Below are 14,802 nucleotides of genomic sequence, written 5' to 3' on the forward strand. Positions count from 1 at the left end.
GATGATGATGCATGAGCAGCACTTACACGGTTAAACATGGCGATACCCTAGGGCAAATTGCCCAACGACATGGGGCTAAAGTATCTGAAACCCAGGCGCTTAACCCGATCATTGGTGACCCTAACCACATCAAAGCCGGATGGGAGTTAAAGCTTCCCGGCGCCGCGTCAAAACCTGAACTACCGCCACCGATGCATGCGCATAGCACTACGTCGATTGCGCTCAAGGGGCAGGCCGAATGTGACGAGGAACTGGTTGACGTCGCCCACATTACTGGCGAGCCGCATTTCTATGTACTGACCGCCAAACAGTCCAAAGCACTGAAGCAGGAAATCAACGCGGTGCAGAAGCTCATGGATGAACTGCATCAGAACCTGGCTAAAGCCTTGCCTGCCCTGCAGTGCAAGAAGCCTCAGGCCCCCATGGCCAGTTGCACCTGTGCGGGGTGCGTCAAAGATGCCTGGGCGCAGAAAGCCGAAGGCGCCGGGTTGCTGGTACGCGAGACCAAGCCCCAGCCCACCACAATCGCGCCGCTCACCACTGACAAAGACCTGCAGGGCCGCCTGGCGACCTTACAGCAAGCGCGTGATTGGTATCAGGATTACAAGCCCAGTGCTTTGAGGACCACGCAATTTGAATCCAACTGGAAGTCCTTGCAGAACAAGAAAGTCCTGGAGCTGGATCAGGAAATCGGCAAACTCCGCGCCGAACTGGCGGCACAGCGAGCACCCGAGCCGGAAGACAGTTTCAGCACTGCCAATAGTGCGGCGCCCGACTTGAGACATGGCATGGGGAGGAGCTTTGAGCGTCAGCAAGGCAAGCAAACCAAGACTGGCATTAACGTAGTGGAAATCATCCTGTTCAGCGACCCCACCCGGCGCCACTACATCTCGATCCCGTACCGCGAAACCACCTCCTGGAAGGTTCGCGCCTCAACGCGGATTATGGCTGGCAAACCGTTCAACAAGCAGCTGGCCACTGACTTGATTAAAGACATCAAGGAGGCGATCGGAAAAGGGCGCAAGACGGGTCCGTTGGGTAGCCTGGAGCTGAAGATCAGCAGCTGGAACAGCAAGGAGGACAACCTGCTCAACACGCTGCATCAGGAAGTATCCTGGACCTCTAACCAGAGCGACGCCGCCCCCTATGCCGTAACGGCAGAAGCCCACGCCCTGCGTTTCGCGGCCAGCGCCAGTGCCGGCGTGAATAACTGGAATCCCATGGAAGGCAGTATCGATGTGGGTGTCAGAGGTAGCGCGGCACTCTCTTTGGCAGAAGCTTCGGCGTCGTTGAACTCGTACTTCCCTGACCAGGGTGGGCATGTCGCGAACATGTCCTATCGCAATGCCTTGGGTATGGAAGTGCTGCATCCCGTGGGCGTGTTTCGCCTGAGTGGCAAGTTGGAGTTTTCGTGTTTTGTCGGTGCCAAGTTACAGGGGGAAGCTGGGGTTAAAACGCAATACAAGCCTAGTGAAACCCCAGCAGGTGCGACTGCTTTGCTAGGTACTCCGGCCATAGCGCTCGGCCCCAGTGGCCACATCGGCGTCAAGTGCGAAACGTTTGCCGGTGCTCAGGCTGGCGGCGCTCTAAGTGGCGCATTTGAGTGGGTTGCGCCGGACAAGCAAGGGACGGGAAAGGCCGTCGTCGGCCAGGCCAATGCCAGCAGCAATTGGGTCGCGTTGGCGAAAATCAGTGTGGAAGGGAATGCGGCTTTGGGAGTGGGGGGGAGCGGTGAGTTTGGCCTCGAAATTTCGAAAGATCGATTAGTGCTTAGCTGTAGAGGCTCCATGGTGTTGGGCGCCGGTGCCGGAGGTGGATTTGCTACAGTGGTGGACATTGAGCAGATTGGAAAGTTGACCTTGCTGTTTTGCAATGCTTTGGCGGATATGGACTATAGATACCTGTTGGGGGTTACGGAAGGGGCTTTTAGTTATTTAGCTGCAGGCCTGTATCAGGTGGCAACTTCACCCGCGAATGCAACTAGTAAAGCATTTGATGGCAGTGCTTCATTAATAAACCGGTGGTGGGAGAAGCGATCGGCGTCCAAGGCTGAAGCGCAAATCTTGGCGAGATATGTGGACAAGCACAAAACCGATAAAGTCATGATAGTTCGGGGAGAGCTTCTGCCTTTTAGCTTGCTTCCACCCGAAACCCTGGGCCCGATGGTCTATGTGCTGACCGAAGGATTTGTCGAGAGCTTTAACGAGCTGCAAGAAGAGGCGCTTGTCATTCTCCTCTCAGAAATTCGAAGCTGGCGGCAATTTATCGAGGTACTTGAACATTGCTCGTCCAAGGCGGAAAAAGTCAATGCCATGGAGAGTTTGGAAAGGATCAACGCCATATTAGACGGCTATGAGCAAAACCAGTTCAATCGATTTATTGAAAATTTGGCAATTAACCAACTGGCCGAGCCCTCGGCCAGAGTGGCGTGGAAGCCAAGCAATGCTTGGCGTAAGGAGAAAGTATTGCTGGCGGCGCGTAACAGCGGACGGTTTGATGGCTTAGCTTAAATTATTTACGCATTTAGAAATGAAGGCGCTTCAAGGCGTCTTCATTTCTAAATCACAATGGATCTTCTGACTGAATTGCGCAGCGAAAGCTGGCGCCAGGATTATAAAAGTCTTGATTTGGATCATCGCCCCAACGGCGAACGGCGCTAGCGCTCAGAAGTGGGCCCTCTAGCACATTTGCCCCCCGCCTGACCCTTTGGGTACCAGTGCTTGGCCCTTGCGGATTCTCCAAGGGGGATTGCCGATAATAATCCTTGCCGTACCAGTCATTGACCCAGTCAGTCGCATTGCCTGAGAGATTGTAGAGTCCCAGTGGATTGGGGACGAAACTGTCGACTGGAAAAGTGTCCATTTTATCGGGCTCAGGAAAGTTTCGCCCGTAGTTCAGATTGCCATTATCCGTAGGAAAGACCACGTACTGACCGCGACTTCGAGCAGCATACTCCCATTGCGCTTCAGTTGGTAAGTCTACGGGGTAGCTACTCAGTTGGCCGAGCCAGTTGCAGTAATTCTTGGCTTCTTGCCAGCTTTTAGTGGGAGCTGGAAGATCTGATTGGTAGAGATCTTGTAAGTCTTCCCGTTTTCGATCTTCTGTATCAAATACTGGTTTGTCTTGAGCAATAAAAAACAAATCGAAGTCCTCAAGCTTTACTTGAAATTTCGACAGGTGGTAACTACTCAATTTCACCGGGTGAACGAAGTCATCCTCCCCAAACGGGGTGATACGCCCCATCCGCTCCGGCTCTATCCCGCATGGCCAGTCACATAAATTTGCAGGGTCATCGTCATACGGCCAGCCAAAATCCCCCATCTGAAATTCACCCCCTTCGACAAACACCATGTTGTCTAAAGACTGCACCACGGTGTTGAGTAGCTTGCCACGGAGCTCGGTGGAAAACTTTGGATATTTCTGTTCGATGGTTGCAGCAATCTGAGCGACCTTGTCCGGGGAAAGTTTTTGGCTTTTAGGAAGTGGTATTGATTGCGCTTGGCAGCCGAATAGCACTAGTAACGCGCAGAGGGGGAATATGACTTTTCTTGCCACAGGATGTCCTTATACATGTGAAGTGGATAATTGCGTCGCTTCATTAGCTTTAGCATGGCGCCGGTGGATAAATTATTCAATCAGATTTTTGTGGGTATGATTTGTGGTGGTTGTATTGTTTTTTATGTTTTCAATTTCGGATAATCCCTGGTGATCTATCAGGATTGTCTTATTGATTTTATTTATACTCGCGATCTAAATTTTTTATCAGTTGTTCGCTTGGTTTCAAGAGCTTCCGACCGAGGCGCTAAGCCCGAAGGTCTATGTGCGACCAATCTGTCGGCCAGGGTGTCGTGGAAGCCAAGCAATGCTTGGCGAAAGGAGAAAATATTGCTGGCTGCGCGTAACAGTAGCCGGTTTGATGGATTGGTTTAAAGTTGTTGGTAAAGATGCTTGAGTGCGCCTTTATTATTTGAAGTCAGAACGGTTTTTCTGACTGAATAGCGCAGCGAAAACTGACGCCAGGGTAGTAGTCATTTTGTAGCGGCTCAGCACTCCAGCGGCGGACGGTGCTGGCGCTCAGAAGGGGATCTTCTAGTACATTTGTTCCGCGCCATACCCGTTCGTTACCTGTGCTTGGTCCTTGAGGATTCTCGACCGGTGAATGTCGGTAATAATCTTTGTCGTACCAGTCGTTAACCCAATCCGTCGCATTGCCAGAGAGATTATAAATTCCGAGTTTGTTAGGAATGAAGCTGTCTACTGGGAAAGTTCTCGTTTCATCAGGTTTAGGAAAGTTTCGGTCGTAATTCAAGCTACCGTTGTCGGTGGGGAACGCGAAAAATTGACCGCGATTGCGGGCCGCATATTCCCATTGTGCCTCAGTGGGTAGATCTACCGGATAACCGCTCAGTTTACCTAACCAACCGCAATAGTCCTTGGCTTCTTGCCAGCTACGGGTGGGAGCGGGAAGGTTGGGTTGATAACGGAACTGTAAATCCTCACGCTGGCGTAATTTTTTGTCAAAGAGCGGCTTTCCCTGCGCGATGAAAAACAGGTCAAAATCCCCTAGTGTTGTTTGAAATTTTGACAGGTGGTAGTTTCTTAATTTAACGAGATGAACGAATTTATTATCAGTGCCCATACTGATGGGTCCCATCCGTTTTGGGTCCACCCCGCATGGCCAATCGCATAAGTTCGATGGATCATCAACGTGCGGCCAACCAAAATCCCCCATCTGAAATTCACCCCCTTCGACAAACACCATGTTGTCTAAAGACTGCACCACGGTGTTGAGTAGCTTGCTGCGTAGCTCGGTGGAAAGCTTTGGATATTTCTGTTCGATGGTTGCAGCAATCTGAGCGACCTTGTCCGGGGAAAGTTTTTGGCTTTTAGGAAGTGGTATCGATTGCGCTTGGCAGCCTGCCAGCAGCAGCGTGCAGAGAGGGAGTATGAATTTTCTTATCACCAGGATGTCCTTATGCATGTGAAGCAAAAAACGTTGATCGTCGCGTTTCAAATGCTCCAATATGGTTTCAGTGGCTAAGCTATTAAACCGAATTTGCTATGTCAATTCGGTTTTTGCAATGGCGCATCATTGCAAGTCAATCGGCTTCTATGCTCTCTCGTTGGGAAAAGTCCTACTCGTTTATCAGAATCGTCTGATTGGGTTTTTTTCCATATCTATTTAGGCTTCTTCGAGCCCGATGCTGATCTTATTTGCAGGGGCGGGTTGTCGGGTGTCTCCGTTGATTCAAGTATCTTGAAGGCCGGGGATTGTAAAAATATTGATTTCCCTTCAATGAAAAAGCCAAGCGATGTCCTACTCAAATAAATTATCAACGCACTATTTTGAGCTCGCGAAGTCGGCTATTTGCAAACAGCGTTTTGCAGGTGAAGACGTCCGTTTTTCGAGCGAATTCGAAGCGTTGGAGCATGAGTTGGCTAAAGCTCAATCCATGCATGAGAGCGGGCAGACCGATTGGCTGAAAGTGCAGGAAATTGCTGAAGGGGTGCTCCGGACCCAGTCCAAGGATTTGCGGGTTGCAGCGTGGTTGACCTGGGCGCTGTACCAGTGTGAGCAATTCTCCGGCCTGGTAGCGGGCATGGCGATCTTGCATTACCTGTGCGACCAGCATTGGGCCGAGATCCACCCTGTCAAACTGCGAACACGTGCCGCTGCCATCGGCTGGCTGGTGCCTCGTCTTGAACAGGTGCTGGCCGACAACGTCGCGATCAAGGGGCAGTTGCCGCTGTTTCGTCGCTTGGTGGAACACCTGGATGGCCTTGAAGCCGCGTTCACCGAGCACATGGGTGATGATGCGCCGCTGCTGTTGCCGGTGTGTCGGCGCTTGAAAACCATGGTTCAACGTGCTGCCGATAACCAGCCGGAACCGGGTGTCGTGGGTGCGGCAGTGGCGCAGGTTAAACAGGTCGCAGCCCAGTTGCTCACGCCTGGCGCGCCTATCGACAACGAGAAGGAAGCCCAGCGGGCCTTGCGTACCTTGCAGGAAAACGCTCGTCCGCTCAACGCCTGGTGGCTTAAGCAGAACGCTATCGATGCGCGTGCGCTGCGCTTGAACCGCACGATGCTGTGGCTGCCCATTGACGCCATTCCCGAGCGCAATGCCGAACAGATCACCGCATTGCGCGGGCTGCCGGCCGACAAGCTGAAAATCTTCCAGGAGCGCTTTGCCAATGGACAGTATGCCGATCTGTTGGTGGAGCTCGAAGCCAGTCTGGCCAGGGCACCTTTCTGGTTCGACGGCCAGCGTCTGGTCTGGGAGTGCTTGCAGGGCTTGAACGCCGATCAAGCGATGCGCGAAGTGGAATTTCACTTCGCCCTGTTGCTACAGCGACTGCCGGGTGTCATCGAGCTGCATTTTCACGATGGCACGCCTTTCGCCGATCCGTCCACCCGCGGCTGGATCAGCGCTCAGGTCATGCCCCATCTGCAAAGCGCTAGCGCGCCGCGCAAGGTCGAAGGCACTGCCGCCCAGCCGGCGTGGGAGGAAGCCCTCGACGCTGCGTTGCCGATCCTGCGTAAAGATGGCCTCAAGGTTGCCGTGCAGTTCCTCAAGCAAGGGTTGAACAGCGCCCGCGGCGCACGTGCACGATTTCTCTGGCAGTTCAGCCTGGCCCGCTTGTGTTTCATGGCCAAAAAATACGAACTGGCCAAGACCCAGCTCGAAATCCTCGATCAAGAATTACAGGGCTCGGGCCTAGATGCCTGGGAGCCTGACCTTGCCCTGGAAGTGCTGCACCTGCTGCATAACTGCTGTGAGTTGTTGCCGCAGAACCACGCAGTGCGCGAACGCAAGGATGAGATTTATCGCAGGCTGTGCCACCTCGATCTCGAAGTGGTACTCGAATAGGCCCCTGGGCCAACAATCGCAAGGAAAAATGTCATGGCCAAAGAAGGCTCGGTAGCCCCCAAGGAACGCATCAACGTCACTTTCAAGCCCGCTACAGGCGCAGCTCACGAGGAGATTGAGCTGCCGTTGAAGCTATTGGCAATCGGTGATTACACCCAGCGCGCAGACGAGCGCAAGGTAGAAGACCGGAAGCCGATCAGCATCGACAAGGTGACCTTCGACGAAGTGCTCGCCAAGCAGGAACTGAGCTTGACCCTGAGCGTGCCCAACCGACTGCAGGAGGAGGGTGATACCGAAGAGCTGGCGGTCACGCTGCAGGTCAATTCGATGAAGGACTTCAACCCGGCCAGCCTGGTCGAGCAAGTGCCTGAGCTGAAAAAGCTGATGGAGTTGCGCGACGCATTGGTAGCCCTGAAGGGGCCGCTGGGTAACGCCCCTGCATTTCGCAAAGCCATCGAAGGCGTACTCGCCGACGACGAATCACGTGGTCGTGTGCTCGGCGAGCTGGGCCTGAACGCCGCAGCCCCAGAAGCCTGAGCCCTCCACCCGCCAAGGAAGCCAACGCAATGAGCACCCGCGCAGCACAACAGAACAGCAATCAAAGCGCCGAATACAGCATTCTCGACAGCATCATCGCCGAAACCCGCCTGACCCCGGATGACGAAGCCTATGGCATCGCCAAACGCGGTGTATCGGCCTTTATCGAAGAGCTGCTCAAGCCACAAAACAGCGGCGAGCCGGTCAAGAAGGCCATGGTTGACCGCATGATCGCCGAGATCGATGCAAAGCTCAGCCGTCAAATGGACGAAATCCTTCACCACGAACATTTCCAGTCCTTGGAATCAGCCTGGCGCGGCCTGCAGTTGCTGGTTGACCGCACCAACTTCCGTGAAAATATCAAGATCGAAATTCTCAACGTTTCCAAGCAGGACTTGTTGGACGATTTTGAAGATTCGCCAGAAGTGATGCAGGCCGGGCTGTACAAGCATATCTATACCGCTGAATACGGTCAGTTCGGTGGTCAGCCGGTCGGCGCAATCATCGCCAACTATTTCATGTCGCCAAGCTCGCCTGACGTGAAGCTGATGCAGTATGTATCCAGCGTTGCGTGCATGTCCCATGCACCGTTCATTGCCGCTGCCGGTCCGAAGTTCTTTGGCCTGGAAAGCTTCACTGGCCTGCCGGACCTGAAGGACCTGAAGGATCACTTCGAGGGGCCGCAGTTCACTAAATGGCAGAGTTTCCGCGAATCGGAAGACGCTCGCTACATTGGTTTGACCGTACCGCGTTTCCTCCTGCGTAACCCATACGATCCGGAAGAGAACCCGGTCAAGTCCTTTGTCTACAAGGAAACCGTTGCCAACAGCCACGAGCACTACCTGTGGGGTAACACCGCCTACGCGTTCGGGACCAAGCTGACTGACAGTTTCGCCAAGTTTCGCTGGTGCCCGAACATCATCGGCCCGCAGAGCGGCGGTGCCGTAGAAGACCTGCCTCTGCACCATTTCGAAAGCATGGGCGAAATCGAAACCAAGATTCCGACCGAAGTTCTGGTCAGCGACCGTCGCGAATATGAACTGGCCGAAGAAGGTTTCATCTCCCTGACCATGCGCAAAGGCAGTGACAACGCGGCGTTCTTCTCGGCCAACTCGGTGCAGAAACCGAAGTTCTTCGGCATCAGTGCCGAAGGCAAGACCGCAGAGCTGAACTACAAGCTCGGTACTCAACTGCCGTACATGATGATTGTCAACCGCCTGGCTCACTACCTGAAAGTGCTGCAGCGCGAGCAGCTTGGTTCGTGGAAAGAGCGTACCGATCTCGAGCTGGAACTCAATAAGTGGATACGTCAGTACGTTGCCGACCAGGAGAACCCGAGTGCCGAAGTACGTGGCCGACGTCCGTTGCGCGCTGCGCAGGTCATCGTCAGTGATGTGGAAGGTGAGCCAGGCTGGTATCGCGTCAGCCTGAACGTACGGCCACACTTCAAGTACATGGGCGCCGATTTCACCCTGTCGCTAGTGGGGAAGCTGGATAAAGAGTAACCCGGTGATGACTGGATACGGCAGCCTTTTCGAACGCTTGAGTGGCGAAGCCGGCAAACGTGCCGGCTGGAGCCGAGAGGCGTGCGCCATGACATCGGTGACAGCCCATCTGAGCAAGATGCTAAGCACCCGGGCGGGCAGCGTGCAAACGCTGTCCGATTATGGGCTGCCGGATCTGAACGACATGCGCCTGAGTCTGCACGATGCCCTGAGCCAGGCGCGGCTGGCCATTGAAAACTTCATCGAAGCCTATGAACCGCGCCTGAGCAATGTGCGTGTCGTTGCCCAGCCACGTGACCACGATCAGCTTCGTTTGTCTTTCAGCATCGAAGGCCTGCTGCAGGTTGAGGGATTCAAACGCCAGGTCAGTTTCATTGCGTGCTTGGATGCTAGCGGCCAGGTCAAGGTCATTTAAGTCAACGACGATAGCGGCCAACACCGAAGTTCGCTATTGCGATGGCTACTTACTTCACAACATTTACACCCACGAAAAGCAGGGAGCTGCGAGTGTCCTTCAACCACTACTACCAAAGCGAACTTACTGCGCTACGCCAGCTGGGTAGCCGTTTCGCTGAGCGTAGCCCAGCGTTGGCGCCGTTTCTCGGTCAGGCGGGACGAGATCCGGATGTGGAGCGCTTGCTTGAAGGGTTCGCCTTCCTGACTGGCCGCCTGCGACAGAAGCTTGATGATGAGCTGCCTGAACTGAGCCACTCGCTGATGCACCTGTTGTGGCCCAACTACATGCGCCCGTTGCCAGCGTTCAGCATCCTCCAGTTCGACCCGCTGGAACAGTCCGGGCCGGCCTTGCGCGTGGCGCGTGAAACGCCGGTGCAGAGCACGCTCATCGATGACGTGCAGTGCCGTTTCCGTACCTGCTACGCGACGGACGTCTTGCCGTTGAAGCTGGCGGCGTTGAACTACTCGGTGAAAGGCGACGGTGCATTGCTGTGCTTGCGCCTGGAGATGGGGTGCGATGGCCATCTGGGTGAGCTGGACCTGAGCCGTCTGCGCCTACACCTTGCTGGCGAGCGCTACATCAGCCAGATGCTTTACCTCAGCCTGTTGCGCAACCTCGAAGGGATTGAGCTGGTACCACTGGACGGGGAGGGTGAGCCCGTGTTGGGCGTCAGCGGCCATGCCTTGTCGTTCAAGCTGCCCGGCAGTCGCGTGCAGCCAGTGGGTTTTGCCGAGGAGGAGGCGTTGATCCCGTACCCGCTGAACACCTTCCGCGGCTATCGCTATCTCCAGGAGTATTTTGCCTTCCAGGACAAGTTCCTGTTTGTCGACCTGAACGGCTTGGATCTACTCAACTCCCTGCCGGAGGACACCCTCAAGCAGATGCACGGTCTGGAGGTGCGTTTCGACATTCGCAAAAGTGGTATCCAGCGTCTGCGACCGACGCTGGACAACGTGAAACTGTATTGCACGCCGATCGTCAATCTATTCAAGGTTGACGCGCTGCCGATCCGCCTCGATGGCAAGCAAGACGAGTACCTGCTGCTGCCGGCTGAGTACGACCTGAAAACATGTGGCGTGTTTTCCGTGGAAGCGGTGACCGGTTGGCGGCCGGGCGGTCTGGGTTATCAGGAATATGTACCGTTCGAATCCTTTGAACATGACCCAAGTTTCGATGTTGCGGGAGACCGCCCGCACTACAGCATCCGCCAACGTTCCTCGTTGCTGCATGAGGGCCTGGACACCTACTTGAGCTTTGGCATCCGCCACACCGAAGCCGCTGAAACCCTGTCCATCGAGCTGACCTGCACCAATCAGAACCTGCCGCGCCGACTCGAGTCCGGCCAGATCAACCAGCGGTGTGAGCAAACCCCGGAGTTCCTTACCTTCCGCAACATCACCCCGGTGACATCGAGTTACGCACCACCGCTCAATCGTGACTTCCTGTGGAAGCTGATAAGCAACATGTCGCTCAACTATTTGTCACTGGCCAATGTTGATGCACTCAAGGTGATTCTCGAAACCTATGACTTGCCGCGCTACTACGACCAGCAACTGGAAAAGGTCAGTAAGCGCCTCTTGGACGGGCTTAAGTCAATCCGCCATGAACATGTCGACCGGCTGCATAGGGGCCTGCCGCTGCGCGGTTTGCGCACCGAGCTGACCATCGACCCGCAAGGTTATATCGGTGAGGGCGACTTGTTTGTCTTCGCCTCGGTTCTCAACGAGTTTTTCGCGCTTTACGCCAGTCTCAACTCGTATCACGAGCTGAGGGTAAAAAGTACGCAAGGAGAGGTGTACCAATGGACACCACGAATGGGTCTTCAGCCCCTGCTTTAAACGGGTTGACTCGGGTCATCCGCGAGTACTCGTTGTTTCAGGCCGTGCTGCTGGTGATGGATCGGCTGCGTGAGTCACATCCAGGTCTGAGTGAAGAGGATCTCTACGAGCAGTTGGAGTTCCAGGGCAATCCGAGCCTGGGTTTCCCTGGTAGCGATGTCGATCGCGTGGAGTTCTTCGAGGAGCATGGGCAGGTACGTGCGCGCCTGCGTTTTAACCTGATCGGGCTGTTCGGCTCTGGCTCGCCGCTGCCGGCGTTTTACGCAGAACAAGCCCTGGGTGACAGCGAAGACGGTAACCCGACGCGTACCTTTCTTGACCTGTTCCATCATCGCTTGCAGCGGTTGATGTTGCCGATCTGGCGAAAGTACCGCTATCGCGCCAGCTTCAAGAGCGGCGCGCTCGACCCGTTTTCTGCCCAGCTGTTTGCCTTGATAGGCCTCGGTGGCGAAGAAATACGCAAGGCCGGCGAACTGAACTGGAAGCGTCTGCTGCCGTACCTCGGCTTGCTCAGCCTGCGAGCCCACTCGGCGGCGCTGATCGAGGCCGTGCTGCGTTACTACTTCAAGCATGCCGAGCTGGTGATCGAGCAGTGCATCGAGCGCCGGGTGCAGATTCTCCAAGAACAACGCAACCAGTTGGGGCGTGCCAATAGCCAGTTCGGCGAAGACTTGGTGCTGGGCGAGCGGGTGCGCGACCGCAGCGGCAAGTTCCGCATCCATATCTACCAGCTCGACTGGCAACGCTTCCATGAATTTTTGCCGATCGGTTTCGGCTACCAGCCGCTGTGCGCGCTGGTGCGGTTCACCTTGCGTGACCCGCTTGACTACGACATTCGCCTGGTTCTGCGCCAGGAAGAAATCCGTGAACTGTGCATCGGTGAGCAGAACACCTGTCGCCTCGGGTGGACCAGTTGGCTCGGCCGTGAGCACGCGGACGGTGTGGTGACCCTCGGCAGCAAAATTCGTTAAGGACAGATGATCATGATCAATGTAGACCTGCAGCAACTGATCCAGGCGTTGGACGCCGACACTCGCCGAGACCTGGAGCGCTGCGCCGAACGTTGCGTCGCCCGGGGCGGCAGCAAGATCCTCATCGAGGACCTGCTGCTGGGCTTGTTGGAGCGCCCGCAAGGGCTGCTCGCACGTGCGTTGCAGGATGCCGAAGTGGATGTCGGCGAGTTGAGCGCGGCGTTGCAGCCACAGGTCGAGCACAGCGCCTCGCGCAACCCGGTGTTCGCTCCGGAGTTGGTGCAGTGGCTGCAGGATGCTTTGTTGGTGGCCAACCTCGAACTGGGTCAGACTCAGGTAGAGCAGGCCGCCCTGATCCTCGCGTTACTGCGCAACCCGATGCGTTACGCCGGAAGCCGTTACCAGGCGCTGCTGGCCAAGTTGAACAGCGAGCGCCTGAAGGATTTCGCCCTGTCGCAGAAGGAGGAGCCGGCCAACGCTAACCCGTCGGTGCCTGGCGAATCATTGTTGCCGCGTTTCACCCACAACCTGACCCAGCAGGCCCGCGAGGGCAAACTCGATCCGGTGCTATGTCGTGATGACGCGATACGCCAGATGGTCGACATCCTCGCCCGGCGGCGTAAGAACAACCCGATTGTGGTCGGCGAAGCCGGCGTTGGTAAAACTGCGGTGGTCGAAGGCCTCGCTTCGCGGATCGCTGCCGGTGAAGTGCCGCAGGTGCTCAAGGATGTTGAGCTGCTGTCGCTGGACATGGGCCTGCTGCAGGCGGGCGCCAGTGTGAAGGGCGAGTTCGAGCGTCGTCTCAAGGGCGTGATCGATGAGGTCAAGGCCTCGCCGAAGCCGATCATTCTGTTTATCGACGAAGCCCACACCCTGATCGGCGCGGGCGGTAATGCTGGCGGTTCCGACGCGGCCAACCTGCTCAAACCGGCACTGGCCCGTGGCGAGCTGTGCACCATCGCCGCCACCACCTGGGCTGAGTACAAGAAGTACTTCGAGAAAGACCCGGCCTTGGCCCGCCGCTTCCAACCGGTGCAATTGCACGAACCGACGGTCAATGAGGCGGTGACCATCCTGCGTGGCCTGGCCCAGGTCTACGAAAAGAGTCACGGTATTTACCTGCGCGATGATGCAGTGGTGGCTGCGGCTGAATTGTCAGCCCGTTACCTGGCTGGGCGTCAGCTGCCAGACAAGGCGGTGGATGTCCTCGACACCGCCTGTGCCCGGGTGCGGATCAGCCTGGCGGCAGCGCCGCAAAGCCTGGAACGCCTGCGTGGCGAGCTGGCCGAGGGCGGCCGTCAGCGTCAGGCGCTGCGCCGCGATGCCGAGGCCGGTTTGGCGATTGACCAGCAAGTGCTGGACGCGCTGGAAACCCGCCTGGCTGAAGCTGAGGCTGAGCAGCACGTCATGGAAGCCTTGTGGGGTGAGCAGCGGGCCCTGGCCCAGCGTCTGCTCGAGCTGCGCCAGCAGCTGGCCAAGGCCCGCGAAGCGGCGGCGGTCGAAACCGTCGTTGCCGACGTGGAGGAGGGGGGCTGCGTCGAAGCGCTGGAAGCCGAGCTCAGCGAAACCCATCGCGCGCTGACCGATGCCCAGCGTCAGGAGCGTCTGGTCAGTTTCGAAGTCTGCCCACGTCTGGTGGCCGAAGTGATCAGTGCCTGGACCGGTGTACCGCTGGAGCAGCTGGCTCGTGAACACAACGCCAAGGTGGCGAGCTTCGCCACCGACCTGCGCCTGCGTATTCGTGCGCAGGAACAGGCCGTGCATGCGCTGGACCGTTCCATGCGCGCCACCGCCGCGGGCCTGAACAAGCCGGATGCACCGGTGGGGGTATTCCTGCTGGTGGGGCCCAGCGGCGTCGGTAAAACCGAAACCGCGTTGGCCCTGGCTGACTTGCTGTACGGCGGTGATCGCTTCATCACCACCATCAATATGTCCGAGTTCCAGGAGAAGCACACCGTGTCACGCCTGATCGGCGCGCCGCCGGGCTACGTGGGTTACGGCGAAGGCGGCATGCTTACCGAAGCCGTGCGACAAAAACCCTATTCGGTTGTGCTGCTCGACGAAGTCGAAAAGGCCGACCCGGATGTGCTTAACCTGTTCTATCAGATCTTTGATAAAGGCGTGGCCAACGATGGCGAAGGGCGTGAAATCGACTTTCGCAACACCTTGATCTTGATGACCTCGAACCTGGCCAGTGACTGCATCAGTGCACTGTGCGAGAACGGCGAGCGACCAAACGCTGAGACCCTGGAAAAAACCATTCGCCCGATACTCAGCAAGCATTTCAAACCGGCGTTGCTGGCACGCATGCGCGTGGTGCCCTATTACCCATTGGGCGGCCCGGCAATGCGCGAGCTGATCGAAATCAAGCTGGCTCGTCTGGGCGAGCGTTTGAACCGTCGCCAACTGGATTTCAGTTACTGCCAGAATCTGGTCGGTCACCTGGCCGAGCGCTGCACTCAGAACGATAGCGGCGCGCGCCTGATTGACCACTTGCTCGATTTGCACGTCTTGCCGTTGGTGGCCGACCGTCTACTCGACGCCATGGCTACTGGCGAGCACCTCAAGCGCGTGTACGCGACGCTCGACAGTAGCGGCGGCGTGACCTGCGAGTTCGCCTGAGGT

10 protein-coding genes are annotated in these 14,802 nt (G+C 56.5%); 8 read left to right on the forward strand and 2 right to left on the reverse strand.

The features are described 5' to 3' along the window. The first annotated feature begins 11 nt into the window (after positions 1 to 11). Positions 12 to 2,510, forward strand: coding sequence for a LysM peptidoglycan-binding domain-containing protein (locus tag CX511_RS11235; RefSeq protein ID WP_220639125.1), 2,499 nt, complete (start codon positions 12 to 14; stop codon positions 2,508 to 2,510). A gap of 52 nt (positions 2,511 to 2,562) precedes the next feature. Here the strand turns inward: CX511_RS11235 and CX511_RS11240 are convergent, their stop codons facing one another. Together CX511_RS11240 and CX511_RS11245 are read right to left on the reverse strand one after the other, a co-directional pair. Then, on the reverse strand, positions 2,563 to 3,555 hold the full coding sequence (locus tag CX511_RS11240) for a formylglycine-generating enzyme family protein (protein ID WP_220639126.1): 993 nt from the start codon (positions 3,553 to 3,555) through the stop codon (positions 2,563 to 2,565). Positions 3,556 to 3,973: 418 nt separating this feature from the next. Next, positions 3,974 to 5,023, reverse strand: a complete 1,050-nt coding sequence (locus tag CX511_RS11245; RefSeq protein WP_231353408.1) for a formylglycine-generating enzyme family protein — start codon at positions 5,021 to 5,023, stop codon at positions 3,974 to 3,976. 289 nt (positions 5,024 to 5,312) lie between these two features. On the opposite strand from CX511_RS11245, the gene tssA reads away from it, so the two are divergent. From tssA to tssH, 7 genes are all read left to right on the forward strand, one after another. Next, positions 5,313 to 6,869 carry a type VI secretion system protein TssA gene (tssA, locus tag CX511_RS11250; protein ID WP_045190484.1) on the forward strand — a complete coding sequence of 519 codons (1,557 nt, stop codon included), beginning with the start codon at positions 5,313 to 5,315 and terminating at the stop codon, positions 6,867 to 6,869. Positions 6,870 to 6,902: 33 nt separating this feature from the next. Next, a complete protein-coding gene (tssB, locus tag CX511_RS11255) occupies positions 6,903 to 7,406 on the forward strand; it encodes a type VI secretion system contractile sheath small subunit (RefSeq protein WP_045190485.1) in 504 nt (167 codons plus the stop codon). Between the two features lie 29 nt (positions 7,407 to 7,435). Beyond that, positions 7,436 to 8,911 carry a type VI secretion system contractile sheath large subunit gene (gene tssC / locus CX511_RS11260; protein WP_045190487.1) on the forward strand — a complete coding sequence of 492 codons (1,476 nt, stop codon included), beginning with the start codon at positions 7,436 to 7,438 and terminating at the stop codon, positions 8,909 to 8,911. Between the two features lie 7 nt (positions 8,912 to 8,918). Continuing rightward, entirely contained in the window at positions 8,919 to 9,326 is a 408-nt protein-coding gene (gene tssE / locus CX511_RS11265) for a type VI secretion system baseplate subunit TssE (RefSeq protein ID WP_045190488.1), read from the forward strand. 92 nt (positions 9,327 to 9,418) lie between these two features. Then, positions 9,419 to 11,206: a type VI secretion system baseplate subunit TssF gene (tssF, locus tag CX511_RS11270; RefSeq protein ID WP_045190490.1), complete on the forward strand. Its 1,788-nt coding sequence runs from the start codon at positions 9,419 to 9,421 to the stop codon at positions 11,204 to 11,206. Further along, positions 11,170 to 12,177, forward strand: coding sequence for a type VI secretion system baseplate subunit TssG (gene tssG / locus CX511_RS11275; RefSeq protein ID WP_045190491.1), 1,008 nt, complete (start codon positions 11,170 to 11,172; stop codon positions 12,175 to 12,177). The genes tssF and tssG overlap by 37 nt, the downstream gene beginning before the upstream one ends. 12 nt (positions 12,178 to 12,189) lie before the next feature. Further along, positions 12,190 to 14,799 (forward strand): type VI secretion system ATPase TssH, encoded by a 2,610-nt coding sequence (gene tssH / locus CX511_RS11280; protein WP_101292029.1) that lies wholly within the window; start codon positions 12,190 to 12,192, stop codon positions 14,797 to 14,799. Positions 14,800 to 14,802 lie beyond the last annotated feature (3 nt).

It is taken from the genome of Pseudomonas sp. S06B 330 (genome assembly GCF_002845275.2).
Lineage (GTDB): Bacteria > Pseudomonadota > Gammaproteobacteria > Pseudomonadales > Pseudomonadaceae > Aquipseudomonas.